This window comes from Micromonospora sp. WMMD710 (genome assembly GCF_029626045.1).
Taxonomy (GTDB): domain Bacteria; phylum Actinomycetota; class Actinomycetes; order Mycobacteriales; family Micromonosporaceae; genus Micromonospora.
Window position 1 is genome coordinate 1806052 of the sequence record NZ_JARUBD010000001.1, and the last position, 19116, is coordinate 1825167.

The 19116-nt window shown below is 73.2% G+C and carries 18 protein-coding genes and 1 riboswitch; of the genes, 11 read left to right on the top strand and 7 right to left on the bottom strand.

The genetic code is table 11. The features are described from left to right. Positions 1-139 precede the first annotated feature (139 nt). The gene (locus O7620_RS08175; RefSeq protein WP_278122548.1) at positions 140-1363 is read right to left on the bottom strand and encodes an MFS transporter; all 1224 of its coding nucleotides are present in this window, start codon (positions 1361-1363) and stop codon (positions 140-142) included. After that, positions 1360-2919, bottom strand: coding sequence for an AMP-binding protein (locus tag O7620_RS08180; protein WP_278122549.1), 1560 nt, complete (start codon positions 2917-2919; stop codon positions 1360-1362). The genes O7620_RS08175 and O7620_RS08180 overlap by 4 nt, the downstream gene beginning before the upstream one ends. A gap of 262 nt (positions 2920-3181) precedes the next feature. Between O7620_RS08180 and O7620_RS08185 the strand changes: the two genes are divergently transcribed. The 6 genes from O7620_RS08185 to O7620_RS08210 all read left to right on the top strand — a co-directional run bounded on the left by O7620_RS08185 (position 3182) and on the right by O7620_RS08210 (position 9460). Further along, positions 3182-4486 (top strand): SGNH/GDSL hydrolase family protein, encoded by a 1305-nt coding sequence (locus O7620_RS08185; RefSeq protein WP_278122550.1) that lies wholly within the window; start codon positions 3182-3184, stop codon positions 4484-4486. A gap of 66 nt (positions 4487-4552) precedes the next feature. Further along, entirely contained in the window at positions 4553-5764 is a 1212-nt protein-coding gene (locus tag O7620_RS08190; RefSeq protein ID WP_278122551.1) for a cytochrome P450, read from the top strand. 9 nt (positions 5765-5773) lie between these two features. After that, a complete protein-coding gene (locus O7620_RS08195) occupies positions 5774-6751 on the top strand; it encodes an alpha/beta hydrolase (RefSeq protein WP_278122552.1) in 978 nt (325 codons plus the stop codon). A 4-nt stretch (positions 6752-6755) separates the two neighbouring features. Continuing rightward, on the top strand, positions 6756-7847 hold the full coding sequence (locus O7620_RS08200; RefSeq protein ID WP_278122553.1) for an alpha-hydroxy acid oxidase: 1092 nt from the start codon (positions 6756-6758) through the stop codon (positions 7845-7847). Positions 7848-7850: 3 nt separating this feature from the next. Continuing rightward, complete coding sequence (locus O7620_RS08205) at positions 7851-9200, top strand: PLP-dependent aminotransferase family protein (protein WP_278122554.1); 1350 nt, start codon at positions 7851-7853, stop codon at positions 9198-9200. After that, positions 9200-9460 (top strand): hypothetical protein, encoded by a 261-nt coding sequence (locus tag O7620_RS08210; RefSeq protein WP_151491973.1) that lies wholly within the window; start codon positions 9200-9202, stop codon positions 9458-9460. The genes O7620_RS08205 and O7620_RS08210 overlap by 1 nt, the downstream gene beginning before the upstream one ends. 147 nt (positions 9461-9607) lie before the next feature. Here the strand turns inward: O7620_RS08210 and O7620_RS08215 are convergent, their stop codons facing one another. The 4 genes from O7620_RS08215 to O7620_RS08230 form a co-directional block, all read right to left on the bottom strand. After that, positions 9608-11044 carry a glycine hydroxymethyltransferase gene (locus O7620_RS08215; protein WP_278122555.1) on the bottom strand — a complete coding sequence of 479 codons (1437 nt, stop codon included), beginning with the start codon at positions 11042-11044 and terminating at the stop codon, positions 9608-9610. Between the two features lie 19 nt (positions 11045-11063). Next, positions 11064-11153, bottom strand: a riboswitch (ZMP/ZTP riboswitch). 109 nt (positions 11154-11262) lie between these two features. Beyond that, a complete protein-coding gene (locus O7620_RS08220; RefSeq protein WP_151491971.1) occupies positions 11263-11763 on the bottom strand; it encodes a hemerythrin domain-containing protein in 501 nt (166 codons plus the stop codon). Between the two features lie 78 nt (positions 11764-11841). Then, positions 11842-12711, bottom strand: a complete 870-nt coding sequence (locus O7620_RS08225; protein ID WP_278122556.1) for an NAD(P)H-hydrate dehydratase — start codon at positions 12709-12711, stop codon at positions 11842-11844. Then, a complete protein-coding gene (locus O7620_RS08230) occupies positions 12695-13426 on the bottom strand; it encodes a histidine phosphatase family protein (protein ID WP_278122557.1) in 732 nt (243 codons plus the stop codon). The genes O7620_RS08225 and O7620_RS08230 overlap by 17 nt, the downstream gene beginning before the upstream one ends. A gap of 160 nt (positions 13427-13586) precedes the next feature. Between O7620_RS08230 and O7620_RS08235 the strand changes: the two genes are divergently transcribed. Both O7620_RS08235 and O7620_RS08240 read left to right on the top strand, forming a co-directional pair. Then, positions 13587-13913: a hypothetical protein gene (locus O7620_RS08235; protein WP_151491969.1), complete on the top strand. Its 327-nt coding sequence runs from the start codon at positions 13587-13589 to the stop codon at positions 13911-13913. 46 nt (positions 13914-13959) lie between these two features. Next, positions 13960-14931 (top strand): DNA primase small subunit domain-containing protein, encoded by a 972-nt coding sequence (locus O7620_RS08240; RefSeq protein WP_278122558.1) that lies wholly within the window; start codon positions 13960-13962, stop codon positions 14929-14931. Positions 14932-14936: 5 nt separating this feature from the next. Here O7620_RS08240 and O7620_RS08245 read toward each other — a convergent pair whose 3' ends face one another. Then, the gene (locus tag O7620_RS08245) at positions 14937-15443 is read right to left on the bottom strand and encodes an Lrp/AsnC family transcriptional regulator (protein WP_278122559.1); all 507 of its coding nucleotides are present in this window, start codon (positions 15441-15443) and stop codon (positions 14937-14939) included. 73 nt (positions 15444-15516) lie between these two features. Here O7620_RS08245 and pdhA point away from each other — a divergent pair, with 73 nt between their 5' ends. The 3 genes from pdhA to O7620_RS08260 are packed head-to-tail and all read left to right on the top strand — an operon-like array spanning position 15517 to position 19102. Then, complete coding sequence (gene pdhA / locus O7620_RS08250) at positions 15517-16716, top strand: pyruvate dehydrogenase (acetyl-transferring) E1 component subunit alpha (protein ID WP_278126911.1); 1200 nt, start codon at positions 15517-15519, stop codon at positions 16714-16716. Next, complete coding sequence (locus O7620_RS08255) at positions 16713-17717, top strand: alpha-ketoacid dehydrogenase subunit beta (RefSeq protein ID WP_192580420.1); 1005 nt, start codon at positions 16713-16715, stop codon at positions 17715-17717. Before pdhA ends, O7620_RS08255 begins: the two co-directional genes overlap by 4 nt. Continuing rightward, positions 17702-19102, top strand: a complete 1401-nt coding sequence (locus O7620_RS08260; RefSeq protein ID WP_278126912.1) for a dihydrolipoamide acetyltransferase family protein — start codon at positions 17702-17704, stop codon at positions 19100-19102. Before O7620_RS08255 ends, O7620_RS08260 begins: the two co-directional genes overlap by 16 nt. The last annotated feature ends 14 nt before the right edge of the window (positions 19103-19116 follow it).

The following is a 19116-nucleotide window of genomic DNA, read 5'->3' on the forward strand; positions in this document are numbered from 1 at the left end:
TGGGCTTCGACGGCCGCCCGCAACCGATTTGCGCCGACAGGGGGGCCGTTGGGCCGGCGCTCGGACAGGCGTGCGGGAGGTGCGGGCCCGCCGTCCCTCAACCGCACGAGGGGGTCGCAATCCGCTGGCAGCGGGAACGTCAGGCGGTGGCGGCAGGTGTGGGCCGTGTCGGTGACGTCGGGTCGGACGCCCTGGCCACCAGCGGGAACGCGGTCACCAGCAGGCATGCCGACGCCATGGCCAGCAGCGCCGGGGTGAGCCCGAGTGCGTCCACCGACCAGCCGCCGAGCAAAGCGCCGACCGGCAGACCGATGAAGGCCAACGACCCGGCGATGCCGATCACGCGGGTCTGCAACTCCGGTGGCACCCGCTCGTAGAGCGCGACACCGAGCAGCGGATTGACCGCCGCGATGCCGATCCCGGACAGGAAGGTCACCACGAGCACCACCGGCAGCTCGTCGCTGATCGCCAGCGCGACCAGCCGGGGTGTGCCGGCGACCAGCGCCCCGACGAGGAAGGTCGACCGGGCCGGCAGTCGCGGCCCGAGCGCGGTGAACGCCACATTGCCCAGCAGCGCGCCCGCCGAGAACGCCGCCAGCACCAGGCCCAGCCCGCTCGGGCCGTGCAGCTCCCGGGCGACCCACACCGGGATGTAGACCGCCACGCTGGCGTTGGCCACCATGTTGAGCGCCGAGACGACCACCAGCATGCCCAGCAGGGGCCGGTCCCGGGCGAGATAGCCGAACCCGCCGCGCAGCGCCCGCAGGTAGCCCTCCGGCTGGACGGGCCGCGCCGCGGCGGTCGGAGGCCGGACCAGGACGCCGATCAGCAGCGCGCAGACGCCGAAGGTGGCCGCGTCGATGAGGATCGCCTCGGTCACCCCGAACGCGGCGATCAGCACCCCACCCACCGCGGCGCCGAACAGCGTCACCAGCCGGCTCAACCCGTCGTACGCGGAGGTCAGCCGGATCAGCGGCACCCCGGCCGCCTCGGCGACCGGCCGGAACATCACGTGCTTGACCCGGTCACCGATGCCGCGCAGCGCGCCGGCCACCGCCACCAGCGCCACCAGCGGGGCGAACCCCAACCACGGGGTCAGCGCGACCACCACCATGGCCACCGCGCTGCCCGCGTCACAGAGGATCGAGGTGCGGCGCAGTCCGATCCGGTCCGCCCACGGCGTGCCCAACGCGCTGGACAGCAGGTAGGGCAGGGTCTCGGCGAACGCGACCAGGCCCATCTTGGTCGGGCTGCCGGTGGTGACCAGTACCAGCCACGGGATGGTCACCACCGAGATGCGGGTGCCCAGGTTGGAGATCAGGTCCGCGCCGACCAGGACGATCAGCTGCCGGCGGGGTGTCACGCCCCGACCGCCGCCGCCCGACGCGCCGCGTACCGCTCGCGCAGCGCCCGCTTGTCCACCTTGACCGACCGGTTCACCGGCAGCCGTTCGACGAACTCCACCCCCGCCGGCGCCCACATCTCGTTGAGTTCGGCGGTGACCAGGTCGATCAGCTCCGCGCCGGTCACCGTGGCGTCCGGAGCCGGCACCACGTAGGCGTACGGAACCTCGCCGACCGTCTCGTCCGGCACGCCGATCACGGCGGCGGCCCGCACCTGCGGGTGTCCGGCCAGCACATCCTCGATCGGACGGCAGAAGATCGCCCAGTTCCGCCGGTGCGTGACGATCATGTCGTGCGCCCGGTCGACCAGGTAGAGGTAGCCGTCGTCATCGAGGTGACCGATGTCGCGGGTGCGTACCCAACCGTCGACGAGCGTCTGCGCGGTCAGCTCCGGTTGGCCGTGGTAGCCGGCGAAGCTCAGTCGGGTGTGCACCCACACCTCCCCGTCGCGGCCCGCCGGTATCACCACGCCGTCGTCGTCGCGGATCTCGATCCGCACGTCGCCGTAGGGCCGCCCGCAGGAGCGCAGCCGCTCCGGGTGCTCCGGGTCGTCGGTCAGGCCGGGCAGCGCGGTGATCACCACGGCCTCGCTGAGGCCGTACACGATGCGCAGCACCGGGCCGAACCGCGCGATGGCCTGGCGCAGCCGGGCGGGCGCGGCGGGCCCGGCGCCCACGTTGAACATGAACATGGCGGAGAAGTCCGCGCCGACCAGCGCCGGATGGTCCAGCAGCTCGTAGAGCATCGGCGGGGTGACGAAGGTGGAGTTGATCTGCTCCCGCTGCACGGTGTCCACGAAGGCCACCGGATCCCAGTCGTCGCGCAGGAACAGCACCCCGCCGGTGAACAGGTTGAACAGCGTGGTGATCTGCCCGCTGGCCAGCCACATCGGCGAGTGCGACAGGTGCCGCAGCAGCGGGAACCCGGCGGCGCGGAAGTCGGCGGCCAGGGCGAGGATCTGGGTGTAGAAGCTCTCCCGGTGGTGCACCAGCTTGGGACTGCCGGTGGTGCCGCTGGTCTGCAGGAACGACTCCGGCGCGGGCACGGACTCCGGCAGGCCGACCGGGTCGGCGTCGGCGGTCAGATCCGGCCCGGCGCCGCCCGTGCCCAGGCAGCACACCGGCGTGCCGGGCAGCGCGGCGGCCAGCTCCGGGCCGAGGCTGGCCGGGTCGCGGGCGTCGTAGACGAGGGCGTCGGGGCGGGCCAGGCGGATGAACTCGTCGACCTCCCGGCGGGACGTGACCGGGGCGACCCACATCGTCCGGCAGCCGATCAGGTGCAGGGCGAGTTGGAGCAGCGGGCCCTCCACCGCGTTCGCCACCGTCACCAGCACCGCCGCTCCGGGGCGTACGCCGTGCCGGGTCAGGGTGGCGGCCATCGCGCGGACCAGAGCGGCGGCCTCGGGGTAGGTGAGCCGGCGGTCCCCACCGACCAGTGCCTCCCGGTCGCCGAACCCGGCGAAGAGGCCCAGCACCGTGTCCACGTAGGTCGTCGTGTGCCCGGGTCCGTCAGTCATCCGGCAGCCCCCATCCGAGATAGCGGCGGCCCCGGGCCGCTCCCCGGTGAACGAAACGACCGCATCGCCGCCGCCTGCGAGCCTAGGCCGACGAGGGCTCGCCGGAACCCGGCCGAAGGGCGATCTGGCAGGCCCGGCGGACATTTGATCGCGTCGATCAGGTTGATTGACGCCCGTCAGCGGCGGCGGCTAGGTTTCTGGACCATCGTCCAGGCGGGCGCCGTCAGCGGACGGCCCTGGGCTGCCACACGATGGAGGTTCCATGTCGACCCCGAAGAGATGGCATGTCGTCGCCGCCGCGGTCGCGGTGCTGGTCACGGGCACACCCGCCGTCGTCGCCAGCGCCGATCCGTCCGGGACCGCCGCCGGCCGACCCGACCGTTCCGAGTGGGCGGGCAGCTGGGCCACCGCGGTGACCCGGGGCAACTCGGTCGGGCTGACGAACACCGGCCTGAACGACCAGAGCGTCCGGATGGTCGTGCACGTCTCGGTGGGCGGCCCGGCGCTGCGGGTACGCCTGAGCAACCTGTACGGCGAGCAGGCCGTGCGCGTCGGCCGGGCCACCGTCGCCCGACCGAACACCGCCACCGCCGAGGATCTGTCCGACATCGACGCGGCCTCGCTGCGTCCACTGACCTTCACCGGCGCCGCCTCGGCCACCATGAACCGGGGTGCCGAACTGCTCAGCGACCCGCTGACCTTCCCCGTCGCGGACGACAGCGACCTGGTGGTCACCCTGCACTTCCCGACGCCGACCGGCCCGACCACGTTCCACGGGCAGTCCCAGCAGGCCAACTTCATCGGCGCCGGCGACCTGACCGGCGCCGCCGAGGGCACCGGGTTCACCACCCGCCCCACCTGCTGCTGGTTCTTCCTCTCCGGCATCGACGTGCAGCGCAAGGCCAGCCCCGGCGCGCTGGTGGTGCTCAGCGACTCCATCGGTGACGGCAACGGCAGCACCGTCAACGCCAACCGGCGCTGGCCCGACCTGCTGTCCGACCGGCTGCTCGCGGCCCGCCCGGACGCGCGCACCCCGGGCGTGCTCAACCTGAGCCTCGCCGGCAACCGGCTCAACCACGAGGGCACCGAGCCGGGCGACGGCAACTACCCCGGCTACTTCCAGCTCGGCCCGAACGCGGCGGCCCGGCTCAACGAGGACGTCTTTCCCCAGACCGGGGTGCGCACGGTCGTCACCCACCTGGGCATCAACGACATCTGGATGTCGAACGACCCGCCGGAGGCGATCATCGCCACCCTGCGCCAGATCAACCAGCAGCTCCAGCAGCGCGGGCTCACCAGCCTGGTGGCCACGCTGACCCCGTACGAGGGGCACGGCGCACCGGGTGTGTGGACGCCGCAGAAGGAGGCCACCCGGCAGGCGGTGAACGCGTACCTGCGCGGCAGCCGGGAGTTCGACGGGCTGCTCGACTTCGACCGGGTGCTGCGCGACCCCGCGCGGCCCAGCCAGCTGTCGCCCGCGTACGACTCGGGCGACCACATCCACCCGAACGACGCCGGTAACCAGGCTCTCGCCGACGCGGTGCCGCTGCGGCTGCTCGGGTTGTGACACCGGTCGGGGGTGGCGGGCGATCCTCGCCGCCCCCGGCACCGACATCCTGGGGAGGAGTACGTCGTGACGGTGCAGGATCTGCTCACCGGCCTGTACAGCGAAGAGGGCCGCCAGAATCCGTACCCGTGGTACGCCGGACTGCACCGGTTCGGGCCGGTCAGCGCGGTGCCGGCCCGCGCCGAGCATCGCACGGTGGCGGCGGTGGCGGTCGGCTACGACCTGATCGACGGGTTGCTGCGCGATCCGGAGTGGACGAAACAGCCGCCGCCGGGCTGGCAGGAGCACCAGATCCTGCGGACCTTCCAGACCTCGATGATGTTCGTGAACCCGCCCGATCACACCCGGATGCGGCACGTCTTCTCCCGCACCTTCACCCCGCGCCGGTTGGGCGCGCTGGAGCCGGTGATCGTGCGGGTCGTCGACGAGTTGCTGGACCGGATGGCCGACGCGGGGAGCGATGTCGTCGACTTCGTGGCGGATTTCGCGTACCCGATCCCGGCTCTGGTGATGGCCGAGTTCATCGGCATCCCGGTGAAGGACCTGGCGTGGTACCGCGAGCGGGTGGAGCGGATCGACGAGTTCCTGGATGTGGCGGGCAAGACCCCGCAGCGGTTGGCCGCGGCCAACGCCGCGGCGGAGGAGCTGCGGGTCTTCTACCGGGAGCTGCTGGCCCACCGCCGGCGGTCGCCCGGCGACGACCTGCTCAGCGGACTGGTCGAGGCGCTCGACTCCGGTGAGGTCGAGCTGACCGAGGAGGAGCTGGTCAGTAATCTGATCGTGTTGTTCAACGCCAGCTTCGTCACCACCGTCTACATGTTCAGCAACGGACTGCCGCTGCTGCTGGCCCACCCGGAGACGGTCGCCGCGCTGCCCGGCGACCAGGAGTTGACCACGGGTTGCGTCGACGAGGTGCTGCGGCTGGAGAGCCCGGTGCACTTCCTGGCCCGCGCCGCCCCGACGGACACCGTGCTCGACGGCGTGCCGGTCGCCCGCGACGACAACGTCCTGATCATCATCGGGGCCGCCAACCGGGATCCGGCGCGCTTTGCGGATCCGGACGCCTTCGACCCGACCCGACCCGGGCCTCCGTCGCTGGCCTTCGGCGTGGGCCCGCACTTCTGCCTCGGCGCGGCGGTGTCCCGGCTGGAGGGGCGCCTCGCGCTGCCCCGGCTGTTCGCCCGGTTCCCCGACCTGACGGTCACCGAGACGCCGACGTACAGCGGCAGCCTCTTCCTGCGTGGCATCGACAAGCTGCTGATCAGCACCGGCGGTTAGGAGACCGGCATGGCCCTGCACCCGGAGGTGGCGGCGTACCGGGCGGCCCGCGCCGCGGCCGGCACCCCACCGCTGTACGACCAGACGTTGGCCGAGGCCCGCGCCGCGGATCTGGCCGCCATCCGCGCCGGCGCCGGCGCGGTCGAGCAGGTCTTCGAGGTACGCGACGAGCGGATCCCCGGTCCCGCCGGTGACCTGCCGCTGCGGGTGTACCGGCCGGCCGGCTCCGGTGCGCTGCCCACCCTGCTGTACTTCTTCGGCGGCGGGTGGACGCTCGGCAGCATCGACACCGCCGACGGCATCTGCCGGCGGCTGGCCAACCTGGTGCCCTGCCAGGTGATCACCGTCGGCTACCGGCTGGCCCCGGAGCACCCGTTCCCGGCGGCGGTGCAGGACTGTCACGCCGCCACCGTGTGGATCGCCCGGCACGCCGACCGGCTGGGTGCCGACCCGGGCCGGCTGGCGGTGGGTGGGGACAGCGCCGGCGGGAACCTGGCCGCCGCGGTCACCCTGCTCTGCCGTGCGGACGGGCCCGCGCTCGCCGCTCAGCTGCTGGTCTATCCGAACACCGACCAGAGCGGTGCGCCGGCCGGCCCGGTCGGCGACGACTCGACGCTGTTCAACCGCCACTCGGTCGCCTGGTACCGGACGCACTACCTCACCGACCCGGCGCAGGCCCGCGACCCGTTGGCCTCGCCGCTGCTCGCCGACGACCTGTCCGGCCTGCCCCCGGCGCTGGTGGTCACCGCCGAACTGGACCCGCTGTGCGCCGAGGGGCAGCGCTATGCCGAGCGGCTGCGCGAGGCCGGTGTGCCGACCCGGCTGGCGCACTACCCGCAGATGATCCACGGCTTCTTCGCGATGCCCGGTGTGTTCACCGACGGGCGGCGGGCGCAGGCGGGCGCGGCGGCGTTCCTGCGGGAACACTTCGGGCTGCCGGACCGGGCGGCCGCCAGCCCGACCGGCTCGGCGGTGCGCGGTGGGTGACCCGATGCTGACCGACCTGCCGGCCGTGTCGCTGGACGACTACGCCGAGCGGGCCCGTGCGGTGCTGCCGCCGGACGTGTGGGACTACGTGGGCGGTGGCAGTGCGGCCGAGGTCACCCTGGCCGCCAACCGTCGCGCGCTGGACCGGGTCGCGGTGCTGCCCCGGGTGCTGCGCGGCGTGGGCAGCGTCGACCTCGGCACCCGACTGCTCGGCCGACCGTACGCCATGCCGGTCGGGGTGGCGCCGATGGCGTACCAGCGGCTGCTGCACCCCGACGGCGAACTGGGCCTCGCGGCGGCGGCCGGCGCGGCCGGGGTTCCCTACCTGGCGAGCACGCTGGGCAGCACGCCGATCGACCAGGTGACCCGGGTGGGCGCGGACGTCTGGTTCCAGCTCTACTGGCTGCGCGACCGGTCCCTCGTCCGGGACCTGCTGGACCGGGTCGTCGCGGCCGGCTGCCGGGCGCTGGTGGTCACCGTGGACGTGCCGGTGCTCGGCCGCCGACCCCGGGACCTGCGCAACGCGTTCCGGCTGCCGGACGACGTCATCGCCGCGAACCTGCCCGACGGCCGGGACGCCCTGGCGCACACCGGCGCCCCCGGCGTGTCCGCGATCGCCGCGCACACCGCCGCGTCGTTCGCCCCGGCGCTGCGCTGGGCGGACCTGGCCTGGCTGCGGGCGCAGGTCGACCTGCCGCTGGTGGTCAAGGGGGTGCTGGATCCGCGTGACGCGGTCGAGGCGGTACGGGTCGGCGCGGACGCGGTGGTCGTGTCCAACCACGGCGGCCGGCAGCTCGACGGCGCGCCGGCCAGCGTCACCATGCTGCCGGAGGTCGTCGACGCGGTCGGCGACGGCTGTCAGGTGCTGCTGGACAGCGGCATCCGCGGCGGAACGGACGTGCTGCGGGCGCTGGCGCTGGGCGCGGCCGGTGTGCTCGTGGGCCGGCCGCTGCTGTGGGCGCTGGCCGTCGGTGGTCGGTCGGCGGCCCGGGACGCGTTGGCGCTGCTCGCCGCCGAGCTGACCGACGCGCTCACCCTGGCCGGTTGTGCCGACCCGACGGCGGCGGCCGAGCTGCGGACGCTCGGGGCGGGCTGAGCGGTGACCGTCACCGACCCGGTCGATCTGCGCCTCGTCGACCTGCACCCCGCGCTCGGTGATCCGGCGCTGACCTCGATGAACTTTCTCAACGAGGTGTCCGAGCGCTATCCGGCGGCGGTGTCCCTGGCCGCCGGCCGCCCGTACGAGGAGTTCTTCGACGTCGCGTCGGTGCACCGGCACCTGGACGCGTTCCACCGGCATCTCGTCGACGAGCTGGCGTATTCACCCGAGCAGGCCCGGCGGCTGCTGTTGCAGTACGGCCGGACCAAGGGCGTCGTGCACCACCTGATCGCCCGTCACCTCGCGGTCGACGAGGGGATCACGGTCGACCCGGAGGCCGTCGTCGTCACCGTCGGTTGCCAGGAGGCGATGTTCCTGGTGCTGCGGGCACTGCGGGCCGGACCGACGGATGTGCTGCTCGCGGTCGCACCGACCTACGTGGGGCTGACCGGGGCGGCCCGGCTGGTGGATCTGCCGGTGTGGCCGGTCGCCGGTGGGCCGTCCGGGGTGGACCTGGCGGACCTGCGGGCGCAGGTGGGTCGGGCCCGGGCCGCGGGGCTCCGGCCGCGCGCCTGCTACGTGATGCCGGACTTCGCCAACCCGTCCGGCGTCAGCATCGACACCACCGAGCGGCGACGTCTGCTGGCACTGGCGGCCGAGGAGGACCTGCTGCTGCTGGAGGACAACCCGTACGGGCTGTTCCACCTCGACGACGGCGCCCGCCCGCCCACCCTCAAGGCGTTGGACACCGAGCGGCGGGTGATCTACCTGGGCTCGTTCGCCAAGACCGTGCTGCCCGGCGCGCGGGTCGGCTACGTGGTCGCCGACCAGCGGGTGGCCGACGCGGACGGCCGGATCGGCCCGCTCGCCGACCAGCTCGCCATGATCAAGAGCATGGTCACGGTGAACACGTCACCGATCGCGCAGGCGGTGATCGGCGGCCGGCTGCTGGAGCACGGGTGCAGCCTCGTCCCGGCGAACACCCGCGAGCGGGCGGCGTACTCCCGGAATCTGCGCCACCTGGTGGCCGGGCTGGCCCGGCGGTTCCCGGATCGCGGCGACGGGCCGGCGCCGGTCCGGTGGACGGTGCCCGCCGGCGGGTTCTTCGTGGTGGTGACCGTGCCCTTCCCGGTCGACGACGCGTTGCTGGACCGCTCGGCGCGCGACTACGGGGTGCTGTGGACGCCGATGGCGCACTTCTACGACGACACGGCGCAGGTGTGCGCGTTGCGGCTGTCGGTGAGCGCGGTGACGCCGGAGCAGATCGACGTCGGGCTGGACCGGCTGTCCGCCCTGATCATCGACGAGCTGGCCCGCCAACCGCCTGATCTCACTTGTGGACGGTCATAATGGGCCGCATGGTTGCCTGGGAGTACGCCTTGCTCGTCCGCCGCTATCAGGGACAGGGCCGCAATTTCCACGTCTCGTTCGTCTGGTACGCCCCAGACGGCTCTCGCAAGGACATCACCGCCTTCGGCGACACCGCCATCGCGCACCTCAACCGCGCCGGCCGGGAGGGCTGGGAGCTGGTCTCCGCCGCCGAGGACGTGAACAACGTCCAGGGCAGCACCGAGGTCCACCGCTACCACCTCAAGCGCCCCCTGACCTGACCCGCCCCGCCCCGACCGGCCTGACCGCGACCGGCCTGACCGCGTCCGGCCTGACCGCGTCGATCATGGAGTTGTGGTGGTGGACGAAAGCCGCCTACCGGCCCGTACCGGGCACCACAACTCCATGATCGACGGGAGTGGTCGGGGTCAGGCCAGGTCGATGCCGGGGTAGAGCGGGTGCGGGGCCAGCAGGTCGGTGGCCTGGCGGGCGATCTTGTCGGCCAGGGCCGGGTCCAGCGCGTACTTGGCCTTGGACGGGGTGCCGTCGGTGTTGGCGGCGGCGGTGGTCTGGGTGAGCACGGTGTGGATCAGCTCCGCGGTCTGGTCCATCTCGATGGTGCCCAGGCCCCGGGTGGTCAGCGCCGGCGTGCCGATCCGGATGCCGGAGGTGTACCAGGCCCCGTTCGGGTCCTGCGGTACCGAGTTGCGGTTGGTGACGATGCCCGAGTCCAGGAGCGCCTGCTCGGCCTGCCGTCCGGTGAGCCCGTAGCCGGACACGTCGATGAGCACCAGGTGGTTGTCGGTGCCGCCGGTGACCAGCGTCGCGCCCCGGCGCAGCAGCCCCTCGGCGAGGGCCTGCGCGTTGTCCACGATCCGCTGGGCGTAGTCGGCGAAGTCGGGGCGGCGGGCCTCCGCGAGCGCAACCGCCTTCGCGGCCATCACGTGCGGCAGCGGACCACCGAGCACCATCGGGCAGCCCCGGTCCACCTGGTCGGCCAGCTCCGGCTGGCAGAGCACCATGCCACCACGCGGGCCGCGCAGCGACTTGTGGGTGGTGGTGGTGACGATGTGCGCGTGCGGCACCGGGTCGAAGTCGCCGGTGAACACCTTGCCCGCGACCAGGCCGGCGAAGTGCGCCATGTCGACCATGAAGGTGGCGCCGACCGAGTCGGCGATCTCCCGCAGGATCCGGAAGTTCACCTTCCGCGGGTACGCCGAGTAACCGCCGACCAGGATCAGCGGCTTGAACTCGCGGGCCGCCTCGGCCACCCGGTCATAGTCGATCAGGCCGGTCGCCGGGTCGGTACCGTAGCTGCGCTGGTCGAACATCTTGCCGGAGATGTTCGGCCGGAAGCCGTGGGTGAGGTGACCGCCGGCGTCCAGCGACATGCCGAGCATCCGCTGGTTGCCCAGCTCACGGCGCAGCGCGAACCAGTCCGCCTCGGTGAGGTCGTTGACCTGGCGCACCTGCGCCTTCTTCAGCGCGGGAGACTCCACCCGGTCGGCGAGAATCGCCCAGAACGCGACCAGATTGGCATCGATGCCCGAGTGCGGCTGCACGTACGCGTGCGCGGCGCCGAACAGCTCGCGGGCGTGCTCGGCGGCGAGCGCCTCGACGGTGTCCACGTTCTGGCAGCCGGCGTAAAAGCGACGCCCGACAGTGCCCTCGGCGTACTTGTCGCTGAACCAGTTGCCCATCGCCAGCAGCGTCGCCGGGGACGCGTAGTTCTCGCTCGCGATGAGCTTGAGCGACTCCCGCTGGTCGGTCAGCTCGGCGCCGATGGCATCGGCCACCCGCGGTTCGACAGCACGGATCACCTCGAGGGCGCTCCGGAATGCGGTGGACTCGGCGTTGCGCGACATGCGACCTCCAACAGACGTGCGGGAAGGCCCAGGCGCTCGGCAAACGTCCTCGTGACGGGGCCGCTCCCCGATGGTTGTCCATCCCCACGCGCCAGTAACGGCCCGTGCCGATCCTACCGGGCCGGCCACGGCGGTCCCGGCCGACCTCCGGACGCGACCCGCCGGGGGACGCCGAAGGGCCCGGCGGGTCGCCGGGCCCTCGGTGTGCGCGGGGTGACTCAGGCGGTCACCGCATCGAGCGCCTTCTTGATCGCCTTCGGGGCGGTGGGGGTACGCGGCGCGTCCGCGCGCAGCGCGATCATCTTCTCGCCGATCTCCTGGAGCTGCTTACGACCCAGCGCGTCGCGCACCTTGGGGAACCACTCCTCCTCTTCCTCCTCGACGTGGTGCAGAACGTTCTCGATCAGCACGGTCGTCTTGGCGTTGAAGCGCTCGTCGCCGGCGTCCATGCTGGCCAACTCGGCGCAGAGCACATCGGCGACGTGGTGTTCCTCGTACGACTCGAGGATGTCGTCCTCCAGGTCCGGCAGCAGCCGGCGGACCTCCGGGTACATCACCTCGTTCTCCAGATAGGTGTGCACCGTGAGGGCCTCCAGGATCTGGTCCACCAGCTTCTGCCGCTGGCTCGCCGGCCCCTCCTCGGCGTCCTGGAAGGCCTTGAACAGGCGGCGCATCTCCTTGTGGTCCTCTTTGAGCAGGACGATGGCATCGGTCGACACCGGCATGACCTCCCTGAAATCTCGTCTGGTGTGGTTCCGGTACCCCCACGCCGACAGCGGAAACAAGGTGAAATCGCCTCAGACCATGGCCAGTGTCCGGGGGATCTCGTCGAGCAGTTCCCGGGCCAGGAAGCCGATCCGGCCGTAGCGGGGAATCAACCGCTGGCCGCTCACCGCGTGCGCGAACGAACCCCAGCAGGCCGCCTGCGCCGGGTCCGCACCCCGGGAGAGCAGCCCCGCCAGCAGCCCGGCGAGCACGTCACCGCTGCCGGAGGTGCCCAGACCGGCGTCGCCGCTCTCCTCCCGCCATCCCCGCCCGTCCGGTGCGGCCACGTGCCCGTACAGCGACACGACCGCCTCGTAGCGGGCGGCCAGCTCCGCCGCGTCGGCGTCCAGGTCGTCGCCCGGATCGCGGCCGAGCAGGTGACCCGCCTCGGTGACGTTGGGGGTGAGCACCACGGGCCGGCCCGAGCCGACCAGCAGGCCGGGGTCGTGGCTCAGGGCGCCGAGGGCGTACGCGTCGAGCACCAGCGCGGTCTGCGGTCGGGCCGCGTCGAGGACGAGGCCCAGCAGGCGGTTCGTCTCGTCGATCGCCTTCAGTCCGGGGCCGAGGGCCACCACGTCGGCCTGCCCGACCAGCTCGCAGAGTTGGCCGTCGGGGTCGGCGGCGACCGCGCCGTCGGGTGTCTCCGGCAGCCCGACCACCAGCGCCTCGGGCACCTGGATGCTCAGCGTGGCGGCGGTGGACTCGGCGGCGGCGAGCTGGAGCACCCCGGCGCCGGCGCGCAGCGCGGCCACCCCGGCGAGCAGCACCGCGCCGGGGGTGAAGCGGGAACCGCCCACCACCAGCACGGTGCCCCGGCTCTCCTTGCCGCCGACCGGAACCGGCAGCGCCCAGTCCCGCAGCAGTCCCGCCGTGATCACCTTCACCTCAGACCGGCTCGGCATGGATCTCGTCCTCCCTGGTCGCCTCGGCGCCCTGCCGGTGCAGGTGGCCGACCTCGTTGAATCCGCCCAGCGTCAGCCGGTCCCGCGCGTCTGCGGACCAGTCGGTGATCGAGCAGTTGGCGATCACGTGTTCCCGGGTCAGCGCCATCAGCTGCGCCTCGGTCAGCCCCTCCACCAGGTACCGCAGCAGGAAGACCAGCGCGTCGTGGCCGAAGAGCAGCACCCGCTGGCCCTCCTGGTCACGGCGCAGGTCACCCAGCAGCGTCCGCAGCCGCAGCGCCACGTCGGTCCAGGACTCGCCGCCCGGCGGCCGGTAGTAGAACTTGCCGAGCCGGGTCCGGCGTTCGGCCTCGTCCGGGAACCGCCGTCGCACCCCGTGCCCGGTCAGACCGTCGAGGATGCCCAGCTCCCGGTCGCGTAGCCGCTCGTCACGGCTCACCGGCACCCCGGTGCCGTGCAGCGCCAGCTCGGCCGTGGAGACCGCCCGCAGGTACGGCGACACCACCGCCACGTCCGGTCGGCGGTCCGGTGGCAGCCCGGCCAGCCACCGTCCGGCGGCCCGGGCCTGGTCCTCGCCGGTGGGGGAGAGCGGCACGTCCGCGTCACGGTGGCTGAGCCCGATCAGCTCCTCCCCGGAGGCCTCGGCCCGGCTCGCCGCCACGTTCGCGGTGCTCTCCCCGTGTCGGATGATCCACAGCGTTGCCAGTTCCGCCATGCCGACCCCCTACCCGGGCGCCGCCGGCGGTAACCGCCCACCCCGGCCGCCGTGCGGGCCCGCCGACCGGCGGGAGCGACGCCGGCGCCGTCGTCGGGTTCGGGGCAGCGCCGCCACGGGTCGATGGGGAACAATGTCCGCCGGTGGGAGGTGATCGTCGATGACGGTCGTGCGCGGTCTACGGGAAGCGCTGGTGTTGTTCGTGGTCGCCGCGGTGCTGGTCGCGGTCGCGGCGGCGGTGTGGGTGGCGGTGGCCGGCGGCGACTACACCGCCCGGCTGGGCATCGCGTTGATGGTGGTCGGCGCGCTGTTCGGTGTGACCGGCGACCTGACGCTGAGCCGGATGGGCATGCTCGGCCCGCGCGCGACCTTCGGTGTCGCGCCGGAGCGCGAGGAGGCCGGCGGCGGGCGGGTGCTGACCGGGGTCGGCATCTTCCTCTTCGTCGGACTGCCCCTGATCCTCGCCGGCGTCCTGCTGATCAGCTGACCGAGCCTGCCGCGTCGTCGCTCCCACGCGTCGTACCCTCAGGGGCGTGGCCACGGCGGCGGAGGAGATCCGGGTGGGGGAGCGGCTGGTCCGCGTCTCCAGCCCCGACAAGCCGTACTTCCCGGAGCGCGGGCTGACCAAGCTGGACGTGGTGCGCTACTTCCTGTCGGTGGGCGACGGCATCCTGCGCGCGTTGCGGGACCGGCCCACGATGCTGGAACGTTGGCCGCGCGGCGTGTTCGAGGGTGCGACGATCGCCACCCGGCAGACCAACCGGGGCGACGCCTTCTACCAGAAGCGGCTGCCGGCGGGCGCGCCCGAGTGGGTGCGGACCGCGCACATCACCTTCCCCAGTGGCCGTACGGCCGACGAGGTCGCGCCGAGCGAGCTGGCCGTGGTGATCTGGGCGGCCAACCTGGGCACCCTGCGTTTCCACCCGTGGCCGGTCAGCGCCGCCGACGTGGAACGCCCGGACCAACTGCGCATCGACCTGGATCCGATGCCCGGTGTCGGGTTCGAGCAGGTGGTGCCGGTGGCCCGGGAGGTGCGGGCGTTCCTCGCCGAGCTGGGTCTGACCGGCTACCCGAAGACCACCGGCGGCCGTGGCCTGCACGTCTACCTGTCGATCGAGCCCCGGTGGAGCTTCGGCGAGTGCCGCCGGGCGGTGCTCGCGTTGGGTCGGGAGATGCAGCGGCGGCTGCCGGAGCTGGTCACCACGACCTGGTGGCGTGACCAGCGGGACCGGCCGGTCTTCGTCGACTACAACCAGATGTCGCGGGACCACACGATGGCCTCGGCGTACTCCATCCGGCCGACGCCGCGGGCGCTGGTGTCGGCGCCGCTGGACTGGGCGGAGCTGGACGACGCCCGGCCGGAGGACTTCGACGTGCTGTCCATGCCGGCCCGCTTCGCCGAACGCGGCGACCCGCACGCCGGCCTGGACGGCGACCGGCACTCGCTGGAGCCGCTGCTGGAGCTGGCCGACTCCGAGGGGCTGGAGGCCCCACCGGTGCGCTGAGCCGGTCAGGCCCAGGGGCTGCCCGCCCCGTCGAACTCCTCGAAGACCAGCCAGGTGCGGGTGGACAGCACCCCCGGGATGCTCTGCACCCGACCCAGCACCACGTCCCGCAGCGCGGCGTTGTCCGGCGCGCGGACCAACGCGAGGACGTCGTGGTCGCCGCCGAGCAGCGCGGCGTGCTCGATGTAGCGCACCTGAGCCAGCTCCGCGGAGACCTCCCGCCAGGTGTTCTGCTCGATCGTCAACGCGATGTACGCCGAGGTGCCCAGCCCGGCCGCCTCGGGTGCCACCTGGGCGTGGAAGCCGGTGATCACGCCGTCGCGCAGCAGCCGCTCCACCCGGGCGTACGCGTTGGTGCGGGAGATGTGGATCCGCTCGGCCAGGGTGCGCACCGAGGTCCGACCGTCGCGGACCAGCTCGTCGAGGATCCGCCGGTCCACCTCGTCGAGGTGCCGAACCGATCGTCCCGATCCGCTCGCCCGGCTCACCTCGTCCGCGGCCTCCTGGCTCACCGAAGCTCCCTCAGCATGCCAATCGTCCCGCCTTCCTGATGGATCTTGAGTCAATCATCCGACAGGCGGAAGCATAGGCTCACCACACGTCCCAGGAGGTTCCGCCGTGACGACCACTCCCCAGGCGGTCCGCAGGGCATCCCCGCGTCCCCGTCGGGCGGTCACCCCGCCCGACCCGGCGCGCCCGCTGCTCCCGGACGCCGAACCGGTCCGCCTGCTCGACCCGACCGGCACGCCGCTGCCCGCCCGCACCGACTACCCGGAGCCGCCCGTCGAGGCCCTGCGCGAGCTGTACCGCCGGATGGTGCTCGGCCGCCGCTTCGACACCCAGGCGACCGCGCTGACCAAACAGGGCCGGCTCGCCGTCTACCCGTCCTCGCGGGGTCAGGAGGCGTGCCAGGTCGCCGCGGTGCTCGCGGTCCGCGACACCGACTGGGTGTTCCCCACCTATCGCGAGTCGATGGCGTTGGTCGCCCGGGGCATCGACCCGGTCGAGGTGCTCACCCTGCTGCGCGGCGACTGGCACTGCGGCTACGACCCGACCGCCGTACACACCGCGCCGCAGTGCACGCCCCTGGCCACCCAGTGCGTGCACGCCGCCGGCCTCGCCCACGGCGAGGCGTACCAGGGCCGTGACACGGTGGCGCTGGCCTTCATCGGCGACGGCGCGACCAGCGAGGGCGACTTCCACGAGGGGATCAACTTCGCCGCCGTGTTCAAGGCGCCGGTCGTCTACTTCGTGCAGAACAACAGGTACGCCATCAGCGTCCCGCTGTCCCGGCAGACCGCCGCGCCGTCGCTCGCGTACAAGGGCGTCGGCTACGGCGTACCCAGCGAGCAGGTCGACGGCAACGACCCCGTCGCGGTGCTCGCCGTGCTCACCCGCGCGGTCGCGCACGCCCGCGCCGGCAACGGGCCGTTCCTCGTCGAGGCGCACACCTACCGGATGGAGCCGCACACCAACGCCGACGACGCCAGCCGCTACCGCGACGGCGCCGAGGTCGACGCCTGGCGCGACCGCGACCCCCTCGCCCGCCTGGAGACCTACCTGCGGGCGCGCGGCGTCCTCGACGACGCCGTGATCGCCGAGATCGCCGAGCAGGCCGAGGCGTACGCGGCGGACCTGCGGACCCGGATGAACGAGCAGCCCACGGTCGACCCGCTGAGCCTCTTCGACCACGTGTACGCCGAACCCACCCCGCAGCTGATCGAGCAGCGGGAACAGGTCCGCGCCGAGCTGGCCGCGGCGAGTGACGAGGACGGTGCCGCCTGATGGCCACCACCATGGCGAAGGCGCTCAACACCGCGCTGGCCGACGCCCTCGCCGCCGACGAGCGGGTCGTCGTCTTCGGCGAGGACGTCGGTGCGCTCGGCGGCGTCTTCCGGATCACCGACGGCCTGCAGGCCCGCTTCGGCGAGAAGCGCTGCTTCGACACCCCCCTCGCCGAGGCCGGCATCGTCGGCTTCGCCGTCGGTCTCGCCATGTCCGGGCTGCGGCCGGTGGTCGAGATGCAGTTCGACGCGTTCGCGTACCCGGCGTTCGAGCAGATCGCCTCGCACGTCGCCAAGCTGCGCAACCGCACCCGGGGCGCGCTGAGCGTGCCCATCGTCATCCGCGTGCCGTACGCCGGTGGGATCGGCGGGGTGGAGCACCACTGCGACTCGTCCGAGGCGTACTACGCACACACCCCGGGCCTGAAGGTGGTCACCCCGGCGACCGTCGAGGACGCGTACTCGCTGCTGCGCGAGGCGATCGACGACCCCGACCCGGTGGTCTTCATGGAGCCCAAGAAGCTCTACTTCGCCAGCGCCGACGCGTCGCTGCCGGCGCGTGCCGAACCGTTCGGCCGGGCCGTCGTGCGCCGGCCGGGGCGCGACGCCACCCTGGTGGCGTACGGGCCGGCGGTGCCGGTGGCACTGGAGGCCGCCGAGGCCGCCCGCGAGGAGGGCTGGGACCTGGAGGTGGTGGACGTGCGCACCATCGTGCCGTTCGACGACGCCACCATCACCGCCTCGGTGCGGCGCACCGGCCGGTGCGTGGTGATCCAGGAGGCACCCGGCTTCGCCGGCGTCGGCGCGGAGATCGCCGCCCGCGTGCAGGAGCGCTGCTTCCACGCGCTGCACGCGCCGGTGCTGCGGGTCGCCGGGCTGGACATCCCGTACCCGGCGCCGATGCTGGAGCACACCCACCTGCCCGGCGTGGACCGGGTCCTCGACGCGGTGGCCCGCCTGCAGTGGGACGACCAGCCGGACGCGCGTTGGGCGGCGGCATGACCACCGTCGAGCGGACCCAGGTCTTCCTCCTGCCCGACCTGGGCGAGGGGCTGAGCGAGGCCGAGATCGTCGAGTGGCGGGTCGCCGTGGGCGACATCGTCACGGTCGACCAGAGTGTCGTCGAGGTGGAGACCGCCAAGGCGGTCGTCGACGTGCCCTGCCCGTACGCCGGACGGGTCGTCACCCTGCACGGCGCGGCGGGTGAGGTCCGCCCGGTCGGCCAGCCGTTGATCACCATCGCGCCGCTGGACGGCGGCGACGAGCCCGCCGGGCACGCCACCTACCGCGAGGAGGAGCGGGCCGGCTCCGGCAACGTGCTGATCGGCTACGGCACCGGCCACGGCGGCGCCACCCGCCGACGGCGCCGGAGCCGCCTGGCGGTGGCCCCCGAACCGACCGACCCCGCACCGTCGGATGCCGCCGAGACCGGCGGGCCCAGCGGGGCTGGTGCGACCGCCGCCGTTGGCCTGGTCGGGAGCGCGACGACCCCTGGGCCGGCGGCCCTGGTCATCTCGCCGATCGTGCGCCGGCTGGCCCGCGAGCGCGGCGTCGACCTGGGCACGGTCCGGGGCACCGGGCCCGGCGGCGTGATCCGCCGCGCGGACGTGGAGGCCGTGCTGGCCGTGCCCGCCGCCCGGCTCGCCGCCGTGCCGGACCCGCACGTCACCCCGGCCCCGGCCCCGGCCGGGGACGGCGACGTGATCATCCCGCTCACCGGTGTGCGCAAGGTGATCGCCGACAAGCTCTCCCGCAGCCGGCGGGAGATCCCCGAGGTGACCATCTGGGTGGACGTGGACGCCACCGGGCTGCTGGAGACCCGCGCGGCGATCAACGCGGCCACCCCCGACGCGCCGGTCAGCATCCTGGCCCTGCTGGCCCGGATCTGCCTCAGCGGCCTGCGCAGGTTCCCCCAGCTCAACTCCCGCGTCGACACCGAGGCGCAGCGGATCGTCCAGTCCGCCGGGGTGCACCTGGGCATCGCCGCGCAGACCGACCGGGGCCTGCTGGTGCCGGTGCTGCGCGACGCCCAGCGGCTCACCACCGCCGAGCTGGCCGCCGAACTGGCGGCGACCACCACCGCGGCGCGGGCGGGCACCCTGCCGCCGGCCCGGCTGACCGGCGGCACGTTCACGCTGAACAACTACGGCGTGTTCGGCGTCGACGGCTCCACGCCGATCATCAACCACCCGGAGGCGGCGCTGCTCGGGGTCGGGCGGATCGTGGACAAGCCGTGGGTGGTCGACGGGCAGCTCGCGGTCCGCAAGGTGACGCAGCTCAGCCTCACGTTCGACCACCGGGTCTGCGACGGCGGGGTGGCCGGTGGCTTCCTGCGGCACGTCGCCGACTGCGTGGAACGCCCGGCGCTGCTGATCGCCGCCGTCTGAGGCGCGTACCCCCC

What these genes read in the sequence shown, in the direction of transcription:
- O7620_RS08230 (WP_278122557.1), bottom strand. Translation starts at nt 13,426, where the DNA reads ATGGCGGAACTGGCAACGCTGTGGATCATCCGACACGGGGAGAGCACC.
- O7620_RS08210 (WP_151491973.1), top strand. Translation starts at nt 9,200, where the DNA reads ATGGGCCGCATGGTTGCCTGGGAGTACGCCTTGCTCGTCCGCCGCTAT.
- O7620_RS08180 (WP_278122549.1), bottom strand. Translation starts at nt 2,919, where the DNA reads ATGACTGACGGACCCGGGCACACGACGACCTACGTGGACACGGTGCTG.
- O7620_RS08200 (WP_278122553.1), top strand. Translation starts at nt 6,756, where the DNA reads ATGCTGACCGACCTGCCGGCCGTGTCGCTGGACGACTACGCCGAGCGG.
- O7620_RS08215 (WP_278122555.1), bottom strand. Translation starts at nt 11,044, where the DNA reads ATGTCGCGCAACGCCGAGTCCACCGCATTCCGGAGCGCCCTCGAGGTG.
- O7620_RS08225 (WP_278122556.1), bottom strand. Translation starts at nt 12,711, where the DNA reads ATGCCGAGCCGGTCTGAGGTGAAGGTGATCACGGCGGGACTGCTGCGG.
- O7620_RS08235 (WP_151491969.1), top strand. Translation starts at nt 13,587, where the DNA reads ATGACGGTCGTGCGCGGTCTACGGGAAGCGCTGGTGTTGTTCGTGGTC.
- O7620_RS08195 (WP_278122552.1), top strand. Translation starts at nt 5,774, where the DNA reads ATGGCCCTGCACCCGGAGGTGGCGGCGTACCGGGCGGCCCGCGCCGCG.
- O7620_RS08185 (WP_278122550.1), top strand. Translation starts at nt 3,182, where the DNA reads ATGTCGACCCCGAAGAGATGGCATGTCGTCGCCGCCGCGGTCGCGGTG.